This is a genomic window from Streptomyces sp. SPB162 (assembly GCF_029504575.1).
Classification (GTDB): domain Bacteria; phylum Actinomycetota; class Actinomycetes; order Streptomycetales; family Streptomycetaceae; genus Actinacidiphila.
Window position 1 is genome coordinate 462,995 of record NZ_JAQFII010000002.1, and the last position, 19,526, is coordinate 482,520.

11 protein-coding genes and 3 pseudogenes are annotated in these 19,526 nt (G+C 67.6%); 6 read left to right on the forward strand and 8 right to left on the reverse strand.

Annotation, left to right across the window (positions count from 1 at the left end; translation table 11 throughout):
- Positions 1–9 precede the first annotated feature (9 nt).
- From M2266_RS31965 to M2266_RS31975, 3 genes and pseudogenes are all read left to right on the forward strand, one after another.
- Positions 10–753: a hypothetical protein gene (locus M2266_RS31965; protein ID WP_346780976.1), complete on the forward strand. Its 744-nt coding sequence runs from the start codon at positions 10–12 to the stop codon at positions 751–753.
- A gap of 75 nt (positions 754–828) precedes the next feature.
- A pseudogene (locus M2266_RS31970) lies at positions 829–3,100 on the forward strand (heavy metal translocating P-type ATPase).
- A 106-nt stretch (positions 3,101–3,206) separates the two neighbouring features.
- Positions 3,207–3,488, forward strand: a complete 282-nt coding sequence (locus M2266_RS31975) for a metal-sensitive transcriptional regulator (protein WP_277441832.1) — start codon at positions 3,207–3,209, stop codon at positions 3,486–3,488.
- Between the two features lie 113 nt (positions 3,489–3,601).
- Here the strand turns inward: M2266_RS31975 and M2266_RS31980 are convergent.
- The 7 genes and pseudogenes from M2266_RS31980 to M2266_RS32010 all read right to left on the reverse strand — a co-directional run.
- Positions 3,602–3,838, reverse strand: a pseudogene (locus tag M2266_RS31980) (MFS transporter); the annotation flags it as partial.
- A 192-nt stretch (positions 3,839–4,030) separates the two neighbouring features.
- Positions 4,031–4,614: pseudogene (locus tag M2266_RS31985) on the reverse strand (helix-turn-helix domain-containing protein).
- Between the two features lie 83 nt (positions 4,615–4,697).
- Positions 4,698–5,012 (reverse strand): hypothetical protein, encoded by a 315-nt coding sequence (locus M2266_RS31990; RefSeq protein WP_277441769.1) that lies wholly within the window; start codon positions 5,010–5,012, stop codon positions 4,698–4,700.
- A gap of 115 nt (positions 5,013–5,127) precedes the next feature.
- Positions 5,128–5,298 carry a hypothetical protein gene (locus tag M2266_RS31995; protein WP_277441770.1) on the reverse strand — a complete coding sequence of 57 codons (171 nt, stop codon included), beginning with the start codon at positions 5,296–5,298 and terminating at the stop codon, positions 5,128–5,130.
- Between the two features lie 430 nt (positions 5,299–5,728).
- On the reverse strand, positions 5,729–6,736 hold the full coding sequence (locus M2266_RS32000; protein WP_277441771.1) for a hypothetical protein: 1,008 nt from the start codon (positions 6,734–6,736) through the stop codon (positions 5,729–5,731).
- Between the two features lie 38 nt (positions 6,737–6,774).
- Entirely contained in the window at positions 6,775–7,245 is a 471-nt protein-coding gene (locus tag M2266_RS32005; protein ID WP_277441772.1) for a hypothetical protein, read from the reverse strand.
- Entirely contained in the window at positions 7,242–8,123 is an 882-nt protein-coding gene (locus tag M2266_RS32010) for a hypothetical protein (protein ID WP_277441773.1), read from the reverse strand. Before M2266_RS32010 ends, M2266_RS32005 begins: the two co-directional genes overlap by 4 nt.
- A 1,917-nt stretch (positions 8,124–10,040) precedes the next feature.
- Here M2266_RS32010 and M2266_RS32015 point away from each other — a divergent pair.
- Positions 10,041–11,117, forward strand: a complete 1,077-nt coding sequence (locus M2266_RS32015) for a hypothetical protein (protein WP_277441774.1) — start codon at positions 10,041–10,043, stop codon at positions 11,115–11,117.
- Positions 11,118–11,803: 686 nt separating this feature from the next.
- Positions 11,804–12,892 carry a hypothetical protein gene (locus M2266_RS32020; RefSeq protein ID WP_277441775.1) on the forward strand — a complete coding sequence of 363 codons (1,089 nt, stop codon included), beginning with the start codon at positions 11,804–11,806 and terminating at the stop codon, positions 12,890–12,892.
- Between the two features lie 417 nt (positions 12,893–13,309).
- Here the strand turns inward: M2266_RS32020 and M2266_RS32025 are convergent, their stop codons facing one another.
- Positions 13,310–13,474 (reverse strand): hypothetical protein, encoded by a 165-nt coding sequence (locus M2266_RS32025; protein ID WP_277441776.1) that lies wholly within the window; start codon positions 13,472–13,474, stop codon positions 13,310–13,312.
- Here M2266_RS32025 and M2266_RS32030 point away from each other — a divergent pair.
- The gene (locus M2266_RS32030; RefSeq protein ID WP_277441777.1) at positions 13,467–19,502 is read left to right on the forward strand and encodes a VWD domain-containing protein; all 6,036 of its coding nucleotides are present in this window, start codon (positions 13,467–13,469) and stop codon (positions 19,500–19,502) included. The genes M2266_RS32025 and M2266_RS32030 overlap by 8 nt on opposite strands.
- The last annotated feature ends 24 nt before the right edge of the window (positions 19,503–19,526 follow it).

Consider the following 19,526-nt stretch of genomic DNA (forward strand, 5'->3'; position numbering starts at 1 on the left):
GGGCTGGAAGTGTCCGAGCGTGGCTACACACTCGTACCGTCGGCCGAGCCGATGACGACGGGCGCTGCGCGTGATTTTCGCTTCCGTATCACCGGTCCCGACGGTAAGGCGGTCACCCGGTACAGCCTCTCGCACGAGAAGGCTCTGCACCTGATCGTCGCCCGACGGGACTTGTCCGGATTCCAGCATGTCCATCCCCAACTCAGCCCCGACGGCTCGTGGAACGTGCCCCTCGCCTTCGACGCGGCCGGCACCTACCGCGTCTTCGCCGACTTCGTTCCCGCCGGCGGTACCGGCCTGACGCTGGGCGCGGATGTCTCCGTCGCAGGTGACTACCGGCCCGCCGCATTGCCGGCAGCGGCCCGGACAACAACGGTGGATGGGTACACCGTCACGCTTTCCGGCGACCTGACTCCCCGGAAGGCCAGCATGCTCACGCTCTCCGTGACCAGGGACAGCCGCCCGGTCACCGATCTTCAGCCCTACCTCGGGGCCTATGGACATCTGGTCGCCCTGCGCCAGGGTGACATGGGCTATCTACACGTGCATCCGGAAGGCGCCCCAGGTGACGGGACGACCCCTGCCGGTCCTGGAATCTCCTTCCACGCGGTGGCCCCCAGCGCCGGCACCTACCGCCTCTACCTGGACTTCCAGCACGGTGGAACGGTGCATACCGCGGAGTTCACTGTCGTCGCCGGGACCCCGAGCACCACCGCACCTTCAGCTCCGGAGCACGGCGGCCACGAACACTGATCCGCCGTTCCCTCATCCGGCATAGGGAGCCGAACCGACAGGCCTCGACCTGGTGACGTTGCGAGGAGTTATTTGATGAGCACAAGCACTGGGCAGGACGCAGGGTTGCTTGCGGACCAGGTCGAGCTGACGATCGGCGGCATGACGTGCGCCTCGTGCGCGGCCCGTATCGAGAAGAAGCTCAATCGGATGGACGGCGTCACGGCCACCGTCAACTACGCGACGGAGAAGGCCCAGGTCACCTTTGACGCCTCCGGAGAGGTGGGAGTGGCGGACCTGATCCGTGTGGTGGAACAGACCGGGTACACCGCCGCGGTACCCGTCTCCCCCGATGTCAGCGACGAACAGAACCGGCCCACCGTGGACGTCCTGACGCCGTTGCGCCAGAGACTGGTCACCGCGATCGCACTCGCCGTCCCGGTGATCGCCCTGGCCATGGTGCCGGCCTGGCAGTTCACCAACTGGCAGTGGTTGTCCCTCACACTCGCCGCACCCGTCGTCAGCTACGCGGCCTCGCCCTTCCACAAGGCCGCTTGGACCAATCTGCGGCATGGCGCCGCCACCATGGACACGCTCGTCTCGGTCGGCACACTGGCTGCTTTCGTCTGGTCCCTCTGGGCCCTGTTCTTCGGAACTGCCGGAACCCCCGGTATGACGCACCCCTTCGAACTGACCATCTCCCGCAGTGACGGCAGCGGCAATATCTACCTGGAGGCCGCCGCCGGTGTCACCGCGTTCATCCTGGCCGGACGCTTTTTCGAGGCGCGCTCCAAACGCAGCGCGGGCACCGCGCTGCGGGCTCTGCTGGAGATCGGAGCCAAGGATGTCAGCGTCCTGCGCGACGGTCGCGAGACGCGGGTTCCGGTTGCCGACCTGACGGTCGGCGACGTCTTCGTCGTCCGGCCTGGCGAGAAGATCGCCACGGACGGGGTCGTGGAGCAGGGCAGTTCTGCGGTGGATGAGAGCATGCTGACCGGTGAGTCCGTCCCTGTCGAAGTCGCGATCGGCGACCCGGTCACCGGGGCGACGGTCAACATCGGCGGACGCCTGGTGGTGCGAACCACCCGAGTTGGCGGAGATACCCAATTGGCCCGGATGGCCCGCCTGGTCGAAGACGCCCAGAACGGCAAGGCCGCTGCCCAGCGCCTGGCCGACAAGATCTCCGCGATCTTCGTACCGGTAGTCATCACCCTGGCACTGGCCACACTCGGTTTCTGGCTCGGATCCGGTTCCGGATGGACCGCTGCGTTCACCGCGGCGGTTGCTGTTTCTGATCATCGCGTGCCCTTGCGCGCTGGGTCTGGCGACCCCTACTGCTTTGATGGTGGGAACCGGCAGGGGCGCCCAACTGGGCGTCCTCATCAAGGGCCCCGAGGTCCTCGAGAACACCCGGAGGGTCGACACCATCGTTCTCGACAAGACCGGCACCGTCACCACGGGCGCGATGAGCTTGTTGGGCATCCATCTGGTCGAAGGCCAGGAGGAGACCGACGTCCTTCGTCTGGCCGGCGCCCTCGAACACGCCTCGGAACATCCCATCGCCCAGGCCGTGGCCAGGGGAGCGATTGCCAAAGTCGGCGTCCTTCCCGTGCCGGAGGACTTCTCCAACGTTCCCGGTCTGGGCGTTCAAGGCATGGTCGACGGGCATGCCGTCCTCGTCGGGCGCGAGAGGCTCTTGCGCGAGTGGTCCATCGGTCTGCCAGAGTCCCTCCAGCGAGCCAAGAAGTCCGCCGAAGGCTCGGGCCGAACGGCCATCATCGTCGCCTGGGACGGCGAGGCGCGCGCGGTCCTCGAAGTGGCCGATGCGGTGAAACCCACCAGCGCACAGGCCATCGCGCAGCTACGTCTCCTGGGCTTGACGCCTGTACTCCTCACGGGCGACAACCAGGCCATCGCCGAATCGGTCGCGGCCGAGGTGGGCATCGCTCCCTCTGACGTCATCGCCGAGGTCATGCCTGAGGACAAAGTCGAGGTCGTCAGGAAGATGCAGGCCGAAGGTCGCATTGTGGCGATGGTCGGAGACGGGGTCAACGACGCCGCTGCTCTCGCCCAGGCCGACCTGGGACTCGCCATGGGCACCGGCACCGACGCCGCGATCGAAGCCGCGGACCTGACCTTGGTGCGTGGCGATCTGCTGGCCGCCGTAGATGCCATCCGGCTGGCGCGCAGAACACTGGGAACGATCAAGACCAACCTCTTCTGGGCCTTCGGCTACAACGTCGCGGCCCTCCCCTTGGCCGCCGCCGGCCTGCTCAACCCGATGATCGCGGGCGCTGCGATGGCGTTCTCATCGGTTTTTGTCGTCGGAAACAGCCTGCGCCTGCGCAATTTCCAAACCGGGGCCTGAAAGGGCCCCGATCACTGTCCACTGGTATCGCCGAGGCACGCTCAGGTGGGACGCTACCCCCGAGGGGTACACCAAAGGCATGCACAGCGGACGAACGAAGGCGGTCATGGCCGGTTACAGCACCAGCAAGGACGACATCCTCAAGCGTCTTCGTCGCATCGAGGGCCAGATTCGCGGACTCCAGCGCATGGTGGACGAAGACACCTACTGCATCGACGTTCTGACGCAGGTCTCCGCGGCCAATCGTGCTCTGCAGTCGGTGGCCGTCGCCCTGGTCGACGAACACCTCAAGTGCTGCGTCACCGAAGCGATCAGTGCGGGCGGGGACGAAGCCCGAGCCAAGGTCGAGGAAGCTTCCGCGGCTATCGCCAGGCTCGTCCGCTCCTGAACAGGACAGACGCATGGGCTCGGCGAAACGTGCGGCCACGGGCCGCGAGAACGGGCGTGCCGACCCCCCCGGCCCGTGGTGCGACCCAGCGCGCTCTCCCGGTCCCCGCGACCTCAGACCGGTTCAGGCCGGGAGACGGTGAGCCGTCCGATGTGCGAGAGCGCGAGAACGGCGCCCGCACCGGCGAACCCGGTTGCGGTAAGGGCAAGCCAGACCAGCCATAGGACGTGGTGCTGTCGGGCGAAGTCCCACAGCCGGTGGCGACATTGCCGAGGGTGATGCCGAGGGCCGGAGATGGTGTGGTACAGCCCGTAGTGCGTGGCAACCAGCCGGTCCCCTGACAGGGAAATGCGGCATCTGCACCCGGACAAAAGGTCCATCGAGCTGGCCGGCGCCGCCCTCAGCGCGCACCTGGCGAACGGCCGTCCGGAGGCTCCTGGCCCCCAAGTGGTCCCGGAGGAGGTGCCTCAGTGGCACCTGCGGATCGTCCGGTAGCGCACGATTCGCGCTAGTGCTCTGACCGCATAGGTTCACCGGGTTGTTCAGGCCGCGGCAGCGAGGGGGCGTCCGCCCCAGCGGATGCCTCTCTCGCTTCGGATGCGGGCGCGTTCCTTGCGTTCGGCGGCCAGGACGTCGCGGTGGCGGGCGTTGGCGTTGCGCCACCGCAGGTAGGCGTGCAGGGCCCGGGTCTGGACGGTGTGGTTCGGGTGTTCGAATTAGCGATGGTGAACTGCCTCAGCGGTCCGAAGTGGGCTTCGATCGGGTTGGCCCAGGAGGCGTAGGTCGGGCGAGTGAAAGGCTGGCCGAGCTTGGCCGGGCGGGTGGTGGCCGTCTGAATGACGAAGTCCTCGTCGTCAGTGCTGAGCAGGCGGGGACGGCCTCCCGCCCATCGAGGGTCCAGGCAGGCCAGGCCGATCTCGTTGAACCGGTGGATCACGTCTCGGACGGTGTCCTCGTCGGCCTGGACCAGTTGAGCGATCACCGGGACGCGGTTCCCGCCGGCCGAGGCCAATAGCATCATCGCGCGCCGGTAACGCACCGAACTGGTGCTGCCCCGGCGCACGATCTGCTGCAGCCGCTGTCCTTCCTGATCGGTCAGTCTGCGCACACGGACAGGCTCGGCCACCGCACCTCCAGCGGTCGGATCGGACGTCACCGCACATCCAACCGCTACGACCGCCGGCCCGGGGAACGTCCTCCGCCGGAGGACTACTTGTCGCGCATGGCCTCGATCTCGGCGGCCAGCGCGGCCACGTCGCGTGCCTGCGTGTAGAACTTGCTCGCGTACTCGTCGCTGATCGCCGGAAGAACCTTCTCGAACACCCCCACCAACCTGATCAAGCCTCCTCGGGAAGGCTCGGGGAGGGGGCCCTGGAGGACGCGGTAGGTATAGCCAGCGATGTCCGCGTCGAGCATGACCATGTCCTGGTCCTCGATGTCCAGGCCGCGGAACCCGCTCGGGAACGGCATGGCCCTGTACTCGTCCATCATCTTCGCGAGCGCGTCGAGCTTCTTCTGAATCACGCGGAGATTCTGCCAGCGGCTTTGCGGTGTGGTGCCGTTCACCCCGCTGGACCGGGACGTCACGGCACCTCCAAGCGGGCAAACCCCAACCCGGCGAACCTATGCGGTCACAGCACTAGCCGCCCTGGGTGAAGACCAGGACCTCTCCGGGGCACTCGCCGGCTTCGGCTACGAGCCGCGCTTCGGCCGCCACGACCGTACTTGGACCGGTGGGCGCGGGCTCCACCTCGCTGGTGTCGAGTTCGAAGCAGGCGGTACCGCACCCGCAGGTGCAGCGCGTTCGCACGGTGAGGTGCGGAACCTGCTTTCGTAGCGTGACGTGAACCGGATGGTCCGTGTTCAGGACTGCCGCAAGCACGTCGGCTACGTCGGCAGGCAGCCTTTCGATCACCCCGTCACCGTATCTGACCAGCGACTTTCGGCTCTCATCGTGCCTGCCTACCGCCGATCGGCCGACGAGTGTGTTCACGCGTCCAGGACCAGGCCGGTGCCGGCGAAGCAGCCGTCGATGACCTCCGGTCGGTACTGCAGCATCTTGAGCTTGTGCTTCACGGCGCGGGTGATCTAGCTGAGGTCGGCGGCGGCGAGGTTGCCGATGTCACGCTTGACCAGAGACAGATGCCTTCCATGGCGTGTAGAAGCCGCCGGGAGCGGTGATCACCCAGGTGGCCAGTGCGGCGATGTCCACCAAGACTCCAGATGACCTGCCTGAAGGCTCAACCGTCCTCGTCGGGCACGAGGTGCCGAGCCGTGCCCATGTCCGGGGTCAGCTCACCGTCGTCCTCGAACCACGGGTACTCGATCTCCGGCGGGATGCGGCGGAAGGCCGTGCCCGGCTCCTTCAACACCCGCAACGGCGGCCCCGAGTAGTACCGATACGGCCTGGTCGGTGTCACCGGCGCCAACGCCTCACGCAGCGCCACGAGCTGCTCGTCGTCCAGGCCGGTCAGCGGCAGCGTGCTGCGCACGACCACCGCATCCGGCCGACCCGGCACCGCATCCACCCGCACCCCCGCCGCGTCACACCGCGACCGCAGCGCATCCACACCACCGAACTCTTCCGTATGACCCGACGTCAGCAGATTCGCCCAGTAATATCCCCGGGTCACCGGGAGCGTTTCAGGAGCAGCTGTATCGAGCCCGAAGTACCGCTCGTACGGCACTTTGTCGAGCTGACCCCAGTGGTCGTGGAACACGGCCCCCCACGTGGTCCCCGGCCACCGTCCCGCCAAAGCCAGAATCCGCAGGAACGCCTCTCCGGCCGCATCGAGGTACATGCCGGCGAACGGACGGGCCTCTTCGTGCAGGTACCACTCCCACCACGCGTTGTCCGGGTCGACTGCCCGCACCAGCAGAATGACGTTCGATGCGGAACGACCCCCTCCGGGAGGTTCGTCGGCGGACACGCGCCACAGGACGCTGGCCCCGTCAGCGTCCGGTTCGGCCATCCGCAGCATGAGCCGCTCGTCACGCTCCGGGGTCCATGCGCCTCCGTCGTGCTTCCAGCCGAAGTTCACGTTGACCCGCCCGCGGTGGACGGCGAGTTCGCCGACGAGGGGCTCCGCCTCGAAGGCGTCCACCACCTCGCGGAACTGCGCCGCCACCGTCCCTGGATCACCCAGCGTCACCCACGTGGCCGTCACGTGCGGGCTGGCTGGGTCCCGGCCGCGCATCGCCTGCTTGTCCAGCCAGTGACGCACTCCGTCACCTTCACGTCGCAGCACTGCTTCCTCCGTCGTTCTCCAGAAGGGCTGACGCCCTGTTACTCCAACTCCGCCAGCACGAGTTCGAGGCCGAGCCGTTCCGCGCCGTCGATGAGCGCCTGCCTGAGAGCAGCGATGGAGGCGTCCTCCGCGAGGTCCACACCCACATCCGCCGTGATGTCCGATGTCCCCACCTGCACACCCTCGGACTCCAGGAATTGCTCGATGCTCGCATCGCTGAGCCAGGACGGCAGGCGGTTCGACCAGGCCTGGTAGCCGAAGTATCCCGCGGTACCGACGCCGACCCAGGGCCAGGCGGAGGAGTCGCCTCCAGAGCCGTCGCCCGCCTTGCAGGTCACCGTCGGCACGATTCCCGTCTCGGCCAGCTGGAGCACGAACTCCTCCCTACCCAACTGGCTTCCCGACGCCTTGCGCAGCAGTTCGAGCCTCGGCAGACCCTGCCTGTACGACTGCGACTTCTGCTTGTTCCTGGTCGGGCGGAAGTTGGTGTAGAAGATCAGGCCCTTCATGTCCTCCTGGATGGGGGCCTGGAAATGCGATCCGTAGGTGGACCAGTCGCCCGCGCTGACACGCCGAGCGTGCTGATCCCCTGGAGGATCACGTTGATCCGCTCACCGGAATCCGTCGACTGGCCCAGCAGATTGGGGGCGTCGGTGTCGAAGACGACGCGGTCGCCGGCGTAGTCGATGCTGCCGGGGAGGATGTTCCCCACTCCGTTGGCGAGCGCGCCGCCGGGCTCCTGGTTCAGGACGGCCATGCTGCCGGAGGCGATGTCCATCGCGAAGTACAGCGGGAGGGAGACGCCCGAGGCGTCTTTGTAGGACAAGGTCAGAACCGCCACCGAGCCGTTGCCGCTGATGGTGGTCAGGCTGGTGAGCCGGTTCGGTGTGGCGGTACTCGACTGCGGTGCGGATGTGAGACTGCCGGTCCCGATCCGCACCACGCCGTCGGCCGTGCCACGGAGCTCTTCGTAGCCGGTGATCGCCACCACCGAGGATCCGTCGCCGCTGAGCTGCGGCCAGTACACGCCCGGTCGGTTGATCACGTACCCGGCCTCGCCGGTCATGTAGGCCAGGGCGGAGTACCAGGTGGACTTGGTCGTGCCGCCCGATGCAACGTCGAGCACGACCGTCTGGTTCTGCAGGAGATATCCGGTGGCGCCGCACACCGTGCAGCTGACCGTCAGATCGCCGCCGAGCGCGACCCGGCCGCCGTCGTCCGAGACGGAGAAGTTGGCCTGGTACTCGCGGAAGCAGGTGGAGCCGCTGATCTGGGGGATGTTGGCGGGCTTCGCGGGCCTCGGGTCGAGGTAGCTGAGGGCGCCGCTCGCGACGTCGAAGCGGTACGTACTCGTCGTCCCGCACGCGGCCGGTGTCCGTGTCGCCATGTCGGTGGTCCCGTACATCTGGAAGAACACCGGTTGCCGTTACCGGAGACCCGCACCCCGCGGTCGGGCACCACGCCCACGCTCGGGCCGCCGGCGTCGTTGCGGCTGACGAGCGTGATGGTCGCCGCGGAGACGTTCCGGACGTAGACGTTGACGTTGGAGCTGTTGCCGCCCAGGTTGGTGTCGGCCGTGAAGGCCACGACGTTGCCGTCGTCACTGCTGCTCACCGGGATGCCGAAGCCGCCTTCGGCCAGGGCCTGCCCGGCACCGTCAACTGACACCAGCGTCTTGGTGCCCGTCTTGGTGTCGAAGCGGACCACTCCGATGTTGATGCCGGTCCGGAATGCGGGTTCGTTGCTCTCCGAGTAGAAGACGTAGCGGCCGTTGCCGGAGACCACCGCTCCCAGCTGTGCGATGCCGTACAACGTCGAGGTCGGGTCCGTGACGTTCGGCGGCAGTTGGCTGACGCCGTTCGCCGGTGCGACGTAGGCGGCGGTCGGGGTGGTGGCGGCCGAGGGTGCGGAGGGGCTGCCTGCGGAGGCGGCGTTCGCGGCCGTCACCGTGACGGTGGCCTCCAGTCCGCGCAGGACGCGCCGACGGCGTGGCACCGGGACCGAAACGACACGCTTGGACTCGACGAGAACAACACCGCGGTCGTGATCGAGTTTCCGCCCGCGGGTAGTGCCGTCCGCTGATGTCCGTCTGGGCCTGCGACTTGGGCGTCGCGGGCCGTCTACCGACCGTTTCGAGAGCGCCCGTCATGTTCCGGAGTCGGTACCAAGGACGAGGGGCACGGCGAGTAATGGTCGGGGACCTGAGGATTTAGCGGCAGGCGTTGCCACTGCATTGCAAACCATCGACCCGACCCGCAAGCACTCCACCCGCAGCGATGGCTTCTTGATACCCGGTTCCATGTCTTTGCCACGATTGAGCACGCAGCTACACGAGGCCAACGAGGACCCGGAGCAATTGTCCGGCGCCCGCCGCAGGCAAACTGCCAGCTATCAATCGAGTACCTTCCGAACGATCCCGGCAGCTCGCGGCAGAACGGAGCCCTCATTGACCGAGTCAAGGTGCGTTAATCACCCCTGACCTGCGAAAACAGACCGAACAACAGGCTTCAGGGACCACCTGGGGACCACGAAAGCCAAGGGGAAAGGCCGCCCCCGCAATACGGAGACGGCCTCTGACCTGCGAATGCACCGTCGGGACGACAGGATTTGAACCTGCGACCCCTTGACCCCCAGTCAAATTTGGCCAGAGCATTCTCTCGGCAAACAGGGCAAACGACGTCGGCACTTCGTGCCATAGCGCATCAGTTGTTCGGAATCGCGCATGCCGCATGGTCCCCAACTAGTCCCCAGAAAAACGGCGCTGGCGCCCTGCCGCAAGCTCCTTCCCATTTCTTAGGGACTTGACGGGCTTGCGCAAATGAATTCCCTCCGTAGGAGTCGGCACCACTATGGCAAGACCAGGAGTTTTCTGTGCTCCCGGATCGGTAAGGCTGCCGTGGTCGTCGCTCCGTGTTTCCTCATATCCACGTCCGTGGGCACGTCGCCCCTGCTCGTCCACCGGCCGGCGCGGTCGGTGTGGCCGGGGAGGTGTCGGCGAACGGGCTGGTCCAGGGTGCCCGACTCGCGTGATCCGCGGGGCGTTAGGTATCGGCCGGCCAAGCTGCTCGCGGTCGGGGTGTGGGATGACGGCGGCGACGGGCGCATGAGGGACGCCTACACCACAGTGGATCCCGGTGCGCTGACCGCCGGGGGTTTCGCCCAGCTCATCGCGCTTGCGTCGCTCGCCGTCGGACCGCTGAGCCCCGAGGGTGTCCCAGAACGCGAACAGCGCCGTGCACGCCGGGCCCCCGTGCTTGTACCAGAGTCCGGCTCACGCGGCGGGCGTTCGCCGTACTCTGGCGGCATGGCGAACCGTGACGGCGTACGCATCGATCTCGACGGCATTCTGCGTGAGTTGGAGGCCAATGGCTTCGACGGTGTTCGGGTGGAGTTCGCTCCGGATGCCGGTGCCGGCGCTGTGGCGATCGTCGACGTGGTGCGCCAGGGGGTGAGGGCAGCCAACGAGGCGGCCAACGAGGCGGCGCCGGACTCTGTCTGGGGGTCGTTGCTGACAGCGAGTCTCGCGGGTGTCTCTGTGTCGATCGGGTCGCTGGAAAGTCAGGAGGCGCTGGAAACCTGGCTGGAGGTGTTCGGCGACCAGGTGCGAGTGGGCGGGCTGTCGGGTGAGCTGCGGGCCACGGATTACCTCCGGCTGCCGGACTGGGCTTCGCCTGATCCGATGGTAACGGCGTACATCGCGCTGGCCGCGCCCGGCAGTGCCGGTATGTCGGGCTGGCCCGAGCGGGCGGTGCGCTGGGCGGCCGAGGCCGGTGGTGACGCCTACGTCGCCAGCGGCGGGATGAGTCAGCTCGACGCCACCGGCGAGGTGGCGAAGCATCTGGCTGCCGCACTGCATGTGGCGTCGTCCGGTGCGGTGCTGTACGCGGACGCGCAGGCGTCGCGGGCCGCGTTGGTCGAGATCGGCTCGGACGGCCAGGCGATGTATCAGACCCATGATGCGTCCGCGTCCCTTGCGGCTGCGGCCGACCGGGCCCGCGCGGCGATCCTCGCCGAAGCGGCTTACGCGCACTACGCCTTCGTGGCGCCGACACCGCAGCGGGCGTACCTGTGGGATGCACGTGGCCGGGCCCTGCCGCCGCTGCGGGCGGGGATCTCTGGCGCCTCGGTCCGTATCAACGCGGACCTGTGGAGCCGTTTCGTCCCGGACGTCCACTGCATGCAGCTGCTCACCGACGAGCATCTGGCCCGGGTGGCAGATCTCGGGCGGTGGACTGTGACGCACGCCACTCCTGGCCGCACGCTCGTGGAGGCGCCGGATCTGGCCGAGTGGCTCCGTCCCGGCGGACCCGCGCCCTCGATCGTTGACCAGGCGCGTGCCGACTTCGGCAGGGCTCTGGTGCCTGCCGAGGATGTCCGGTAACCGCTGCTCACCGTACTGAACCATGGTTTTCACTCGTTGACCGCCTACTCAGCGCGCTGACAGACTCTTTCAGTCTCGAACTACTGTGCGCCTGATCCGGGGGTTTTCTGGTGCTCATTCGTCGTTTAGTGAGCCTGCTCGCCACCACCGTCGCGGGAGCCTTCTTAGAGACTGTAGAATCCGGGACCGCCTGCGCGATTGACGGGCTTGCGCAAATGACTTCCCTCCGTAGGAGTCGGCAGCACTATGGCGAGACCAGGAGTCTTCTGTGCTCCCGGATCGGTAAGGCTGCCGTGGTCGTCGCTCCGTGCTTCCTCATATCCACGTCCGTGGGCACGTCGCCCCTGCTCGTCCACCGGTGTGGCCGGGGAGGTGTCGGCGAACGGGCTGGTCCAGGGTGCCCGACTCGCGGAATCCGCAGGGCGTTCGGTATCGGCTGGCCACACTGTTCGCGATCGGGGTTTGCGATGACGGCGGCACCGGCGCAGGTGCGACGCCTCGCCACAGTGGATTCCGGTGCGCTGACCACCGAGGGTCTCGCCCGGCTGACCGCGCTGGCGTCGTCCGCCGTCGGACCGCTGAGCCCCGACGGCGTCCCCGAGGGCGAACAGCGCCGTGCTCACCTAGCCACCGCGCGTGCCCCGGACTTCGGCTCACACCGCGGGCGTTCGCCATACTCTGGCGGCATGGCGAACCGTGACGGCGTCCATATCGATCTCGACAGCATTTTCCATGAATTGGAGGCCAATGGCTTCGATGAGGTCCGGGTGGAGTTCGCTCCGGATGACGGTGGCGGTGCGGCGGCGGCGGTTGTCGATGTGGTGCGTCAGGCGGTGGGCACGGCCAATGACGTGGCCAATCAGGTGGCGCCGGACTCCATCTGGGGGTCCTTGCTGACAGCAAGCCTCGCGGGTTTCTCTGTGAGGCTGGGGTCGATGGAGAGTGAGGAGGCGCTGGATACCTGGCTGGCGGCCTTCCGCGGCCGGGTGCGGGCGGGCGGGCTGTCAGGTGAGCTGCGGGCCACGAAGACCGTCCGTCTGCCGGCCTGGGATTCGCCTGATCCGATGATGACGGCGTACATCGCGCTGGGTGCGTTGTCCGCGCTGGACGGTGCCGGTATGTCGGGCTGGGCCGAGCGTGCGGTGCGCTGGGCGGCCGAGGCCGGAGGGGACGCCTACGTCGGCAGTTACGGGATGAGTCAGCTCGACGCCACCAGCGAGGTGGCGGTGCACCTGGCGTCCATGCTGCACGTGGCTTCCTCCGGTGCGGTGCTATACACGGACGCGCTCGCATCGCGGGCGGCAATGGCTGAGATCGGCTCGGACGGCCAGGCGATGTACCAGACCCATGACGCGTCCGCGCCCCTGGCGGCTCAGGCAGACCGGGCCCGCGTGGCGATCCTCGCCGAAGCGGAGTACGCGCACTACGCCTTCGTGGCGCCGACGCCGCGCCAGGCATACCTCTGGGACGCACGCGGCCGGGCCCTGCCGCCGCTGAGGGAAGAGATCCCGGCCTACGCACTGCGCATGCACGCGGACCTGTGGAACCGGTTCGTCCCCGACGCCCACTGCATGCAACTGCTCACCGACGAACACCTGGCCCAGGTCTCGGATCTCTCCCGGTGGAACGTGACGCACGTCACTGCCGGACGCACACTCGTCGAGGCACCGGATCTGGCCGAGTGGCTCCGCCCCGGCGGACCCTCGCCCTCGATCGTTGACCAGGCACGTGCCGACTTCGGCCGGGCTCTGGTGCCCGCCGACGATGTCCGATAACCGTTGGTCTCCGTACCGGACCATGATTTCCGCTGGTTGACCGTCTTCTCGGGACGCTGACAGACTTTTGAGTCTCGAACAATTGTGTGCGTAGTTCCTGGGGGGACTGATGGCGCCCGTTCGTCGTTTAGTGAGCCTGCTCGCGACCACGGTGGCGGGAGCACTCTTAGCCACTTCGGGTCCCACGGGAACGGTGGCGTACGCGGATTCGCCACCGACGCCCACTGCGACGCGGGCGTCGACTTCTGCCCCCGCCACCTCGACGCCGAAGCCCTCAACACCCGGGGCGGCCTCGCCGACACCCTTCGCGGCGCAACCTCCGACAGCGTTGCCGACGACCCTACCGGCACGGGCGGCGACGACGCATCCAGCGACCACGAAGCCTTCGGCAGCCTCGCCCCAACTCCCGTCGGTGACCTACGCGAGCCCCACCGCGACGACGTCCTCGCCGCACGCCGTCACCGGCTCCCCGTCGCCCCATGTCCAGCCCAACGCCGATCCGCCCTGCCCGCCGAACAGCGATGATTCCTCGGTCCCGGATCCGGGCGGCAGTCGGTGCGTGGCCGGGACCCTGATGTCCACCCGGCGAAACCTCGGCTACGCATGGAATCCGGCCACTAAAACGTACACATCAACACCCTGCGTCCTCGACCCGCGCGCACTGGTTCCGAACGCCGCCTACAAGAAGCCGGACTGCAAGCCGTTGGGTCTGCAGGGAGAGAACATCGCGCAGACGCGCGTCATCGCTCAACTGAACGCGGCCGGAGTCTACGGCGACAGATCGACGACGGGCATCACACCCAACCTCCAGTGGGAGACGATCAACCCCGTCAACGAGGCCCGTCCGGACCTCCTGTTGTACGACCACGCCAGCACAACGGGCCCCATCGGTCTGGTGGAGATGAAGGGTGAATGGCGGACCGGAGACGACCCGGTGAAGGAGGTCACCGATTACGTCAACAACTGGCCGCTCGCCGGCCACACCGTCGTCGCCTACCACTTCACGAAGCCCATCAGTGACAACTTTGAGATCCAGTTGGATCCGGCGTGCAAGTGGGATCCGGCACAGCACTCCGCCTGGGTCTTCCACACCTACAGCGACCCGGCCAACGACGGCGTGATCCGGATCTCCAGGACGTTCCGGGAGTGCCCCAAGCGCCAGAAGCAAAGCGATGAGGACGAGAGGAAGCAGTCCTACGAGGGGACCATCGGTGCCGATGCCGATCACAACGGGGTAGATGACTTCTGGGACTACATCCGGAAGCACCCGGAGCTGTGGTTCCTGACCGGCCCCGTGTGCGCCCCCGCGTTCCACGCGCTGCCCAAGCCGGTCTTCGTGTCGCTGAACCGGGACGCCATCATGGCGATCGAGGAGGCCGCGGAGGACGCCGCCACGGACGCCATCGACGCGGAATGGGCAGCACTCGTGGACAGCATGCCCGAGGTGGTGGCCGACGCCTCGGCCGACATCCTGGCCGGCGACGCGGCAGCCCTGGGGCTGGACGCCGCGGAGCTGGCGCTGGCGGAAGCGGCGCTCGACGCCGGCTTCATCACCCTGAGCGCCGCGTTCCTGGTCCCGGTCATCGCAGCAGCAGTGCTCGTCGCGATCTGGGCGGTGATGCACTGGCACCTGTTCGGCGACCCGCACATGACGACACTCGACGGGCTGGCCTACGATCTGCAGGACGCCGGGGAGTTCAAGGTGGTCCACGTCCCCAGCTTGGATCTCGACATCCAGGCCAGATTCCTGCCCCAAAGCGGCTCCAGGACGTTCACGGTCGTGGACTCGGTGGCGTTCTCGATCAACGGAGCGTACGTCGAGCTGCACCAGAACGGCGACGCCTTCGTGAACAGCGAGCCGATCCCGGCCTCGCAGAAGCTGACGGACTTCGGGCAGGGCGCTGCGCTGGTCCGCAGCGGCAACAAGTTCGTGGCGACCTTCGGCGCGGCGGGGGCCCGACTGGCGTTCAGCGACAGCAGCCTCGGTTTCGACATCGCCCCCGGCGTACCCACGACCGGCCTGCTCGGCAACAACGACGGCATACCGGGCAACGACCTGGTGCTGTCCGACGGCACCCCGATCTCCTCCCCCAGCGCCTCGGTGCTCGACGGTCCCTACGCGAACTCCTGGCGGCTCACGGACAACCAGTCCGACTTCACCTACCCCGACGACAAGACCACAGCGTCCTACACAGATCTGACGTTCCCGTCAAACGTGGTGACCCTCGGCGACTTCGCACAAGCCGACCAAGACCTTGCACGCCAGGCGTGCAACGCCCAGGCGGTGCCCGCGGGTCCGCAGTTCGACGCCTGCATGCTCGATGTCGCACAGACCGGCGACACGAACTACGCCAAGGCCGCCGCGGCGGTCACCGACGTGCTCCAGGACTCGGCCGCGCACACGGTCGACGCCGGCGGCACGGTGACAGAGAACTTCGAAGCCGCGGTCGGCCCCAACTTCCGTCCCGACAGTATCGAGTCGATTGGCGGCACCAAGGCGGCCGGACCCGTGTTCGACGGCAGCGGGTACAGCTTCACCGTCCCGTCGCTGCCGAACCACTCCGGCGCCACGGTCGCGTTCGATGTCTACGCGGTCGGCGTCACCAGCACCAACGCCCAGAACCAGACGCTGACGGTGAAGGTCGGCGACCCCGCGACCTCATCGGTGGTCGCGTTCGCACCGACGACGGCGAATGTGTCGTCCGGGCCTGCGACGATCAGCGCGCTGGGCCAAGGCCAGACCCCCCAGGGAACGGCCTACCAGCGGTACCGGATCACCATGCCGACTCCGCAGTACAGCGACCAACTGCGCGTGCAACTGACACTCTCAGGTTTCCGAGGCATCATCGGCACCAGCCTCGCCGTCGACAATATCTCGGTGGGTGCCAGCCTCGTACCGGCTCAGACGTTCTCTGCCGCGCTACCGCTGTCGGTCTCCTCCGGGACCGTCAACGGCACCGCCGTTGCAGGGGCCGGAACGCTGGAGAACACCGGATCCGCGGACGTGTACTCGTTCACCGTTCCCACCGGTGGCGAGCGCCTGAACCTCAACCTGGGCTCGTGCCCGACCGCAGGCCAGTCGGACGGCGTCCACTGGACCCTTCAGACGTCGGCGGGCCGCACCGCCGCGTCAGGATATTGCGATGCGGCCGGACTCGGCCTCCTGGCGGCGGGGCAGTACACACTCAACGTTCGCGGTCCGGGTGTCGTGGGGTCCTATTCGCTCAACTTGGAGGCACCGCAGTCGTTCGCGGCGACGGTGCCGTTGTCGGTGACGGCGAACAACTTGAACGGAACCGCCACCACCGGAGCCGGCATGTTCGAGGACGGTGCTTCACAGGACGTCTACGCGTTCTCCGTCCCGGCCGGTGGCCTGCCGCTCGCGCTCAGCATGAGGTCGTGCCCGGCATCGGACAACTACTCCCCCGGCACCTGGACCCTGCGCGACACCGCGACGCAGTCCCTGGTCCGTTCCGGATACGGCGGTTGCTCGTACGCGGACTTCGGCACCCTTCCGGCCGGCTCCTACCAACTGAACGTCGCGGCCAACGGCACGGCTGGTCCGTACACGCTCGACCTCCTGCCACCGCAGTCGTTCGCGGCGACCCTCCCGCTGACGACCAGCGCCAACACGATGAACGGGGTCTCCGTACCTGGCGCAAGCACGTTCGAGACCGGCGCCTCCCAGGACGTCTACACGTTCACGGTGCCGGTCGACGGCCAGACGTTGAATCTCGACGTCTCGGCGTGCCCGACGGCGAACTACTCGACGCCCCTGCATTGGAAATTGCTCAGCACGGCGACCGGCACGGTCCTGGCCAACGGCGGCTGCTCGTACGCGAACCTGGGCCCGTTGGCGGCCGGCGGATACCAGCTGGTGGTCAGCGCCGGCGGTGTGGCCGGCGGGTACGCGCTGAACCTCGAGGCGCCGCAGGGATTCGTGGCGACCTTCCCGCTGGCCGTGTCACCGGACCGGCTGGGCGGCGCGACGGCAACAGGCGCAGGCCGGTTCGAGACGGCGGCGTCGCAAGACGTCTACGTAGTCACCGCGCCGTCCGACGGCTCGCCGGTGCTGCTGAACATCGCCTCGTGCCCCACCGTGAGCTACAGCACCTCGCTGACCTGGCGGCTCCTCGACAGCTCAGGAGCAGCGATCGCCCACGGGCGGTGCGGCGCCTCAAGCCTGGGCGTCCTACCGGCCGGCAACTATCGGCTGGCCGTCGACTCGGGCGGCCTGGCCGGGACCTACAGCCTGTTCGCCACAGCCGGCGGCGGGGGGACGCCGGCGGCGACCCTGGACGGCACGCCGAACGTGGTGACCACGACGGTCGCGGCCCAGTCGGTGGCCATCGGGTTCGTGAACCCGACGAGCCAGACCGTGGCGGTGACCGGTTCCTCCACGCTCACCTCCGGTGACTGCGCCTACTCCTCGCTGATCTTCACTCTGTACGACCACACCGGCGCCGAGGTGACCCACGGCGGCCTCCAGTGCGGCAGTGCGGGGATGCTCTACTCGCCGGTTCTGCCCTCCGGGTCCTACACGGTGCTCATCGTCCCGCCCGCCCCGGTGACGGGGAAGCTGGGCGTGCAGATCTTCGGGGCGTCCACGTCGGCGGTGACAGCGACGCTGGACGGTAAGCCGGCGTCCGTGACGACCGCTGCCGCCTCCCAGTCAGTGATGGTCAGCATCACCAATCCGACGAGCCAGGCAGTGACGATCACCGGCTCCTCGGCGATCGCAACAGGTGACTGCAACTACTACTCGGTCAAGTTCTACCTGTACGACCACGCGGGTACCCAGGTGAAGAGCGGGAGCCTGAGCTGCGACACGTCCGGCGTGCTGTACTCGCCGACGCTGGCAGCGGGGTCCTACACGATGCTGATCGCCCCGCCGGGGCCGGTGACGGGCACCTACAGCGTCCAGTTCTTCGGCGCCGGCGCGTCGATGGCGACCGCGAACCTGGACGGCACGCCCGCGTCGGTGACGACGACCGCGGCCGCGCAGTCGGTCGCGTTCGGGTTCACCGTTCCGGCGAACCAGGCGGTGACCATCACCGGTTCGTCCGTGACCACCGGCGACTGCCACTACTCGTCGGTGAAGTTCTACCTCTATGACCACTCCGGTGCGAGAGCTGAACAACGGAAGCCTCAGCTGCGGCACGTCCGGTGTGCTGTTCGGCAGAGCCCTGGCAGCCGGGTCTTACACGGTCCTCGCGGTTCCTCCGGGTCCGGTGACCGGCACCTACGGCGTCCAGGTCTTCGGCGCGAACATCCCGACCGTGGCCACGTTGGACGGCACCCCGAACGCAGCGACCACCACGCACGCCTCGCAGTCGGCTGCTGTCCGGTTCACCGTTCCAAGCAGCCAGGCGGTGACGATCACCGGTTCGTCCGTGATCACCGGCGACTGCGCCTACTCATCGGTGAAGTTCTACCTCTACGACAGTTCCGGCACCCAGGTGAAGAACCAGAGCGCCGGCTGCAGCACGGCGAACGCCTTGTTCGGTGCGACGCTGGCGGCGGGGTCCTACACGGTCCTCGCGGTTCCTCCGGGGCCGGTGACCGGCACCTATACGGTCCAGGTGTTCGGGGCTACAGCGCCGGCGACAGCCGCGTTGAACGGCACACCAAAGGCGGTGATCACCACCACAGCCTCCCGGTCGGTAGGAATCGGGTTCACCGTTCCGACAAGCCAGGCCGTGACGATCACGGGCTTCTCCACGATAGCCACAGGCGACTGCGCCTACTCATCGGTCAGGTACTACCTCTACGACAACACGGGCACCCAGCTGAACAACGGGAGCCTCAGCTGCGGGAGCGCGGGCGTTCTGTACTCTCCGACGCTCGCCGCCGGCGCGTACACCATGGTGATTGTGCCGCCGAGCGCGCAGACCGGTACCTTCGGCGTTCAGGTCTTCGGCACCGGCGCGGCGACGGCGACGGCCGCGCTGAACGGCACACCAGCATCCTCCACCACCACAGTCGCCTCGCAATCCGTAGCGATCGGCTTCACGGTCCCGTCCGCCGAATCCGTCACGATCACCGGCTCGTCGGCGATCACCGGTGGCGACTGCGGGTACTCGTCCGTGCGCTACTACCTGTACGACCACGCCGGCGGGCAGCTGAAGAACATCAGCCTCAACTGCGGCAGCGCGGGCTCGCTGTTCACCGCGACCCTTACCGCAGGGTCCTACACGGTGCTGATCGTGCCGCCCGGCCCGGTGACCGGGAAATACAGCGCTCAGGTCTTCGCGGCGGGTACGTCATCCGCCACAGCCACGATGAACGGTGCGCAGGTGGCAGCGAAGACGACCGTCGCGGCGCAGGCGGTGTCGATCGGCTTCACGAACTCCACCGCGCAGAACGTGGCGCTGACGGGTTCCTCGACGATCACCGGCGGCGCCTGCGGATACACGTCCGTGTACTTCTACCTGTACGACCACACAGGTACCCAACTCAAGAGCGGAAGCCTCAGCTGTGCAAGCAGCGGATCGCTGTACACGATGTCGGCGTTGCCAGCGGGGTCCTACACCGTGCTGATCGTGCCGACCGGCCTTGTGTACGGCACGCTCGGATTGCGGGTGGCGAAAGCCTGACCCGGCGTTGCTGATCGGGCCGGGTACGCCTTCAGGGG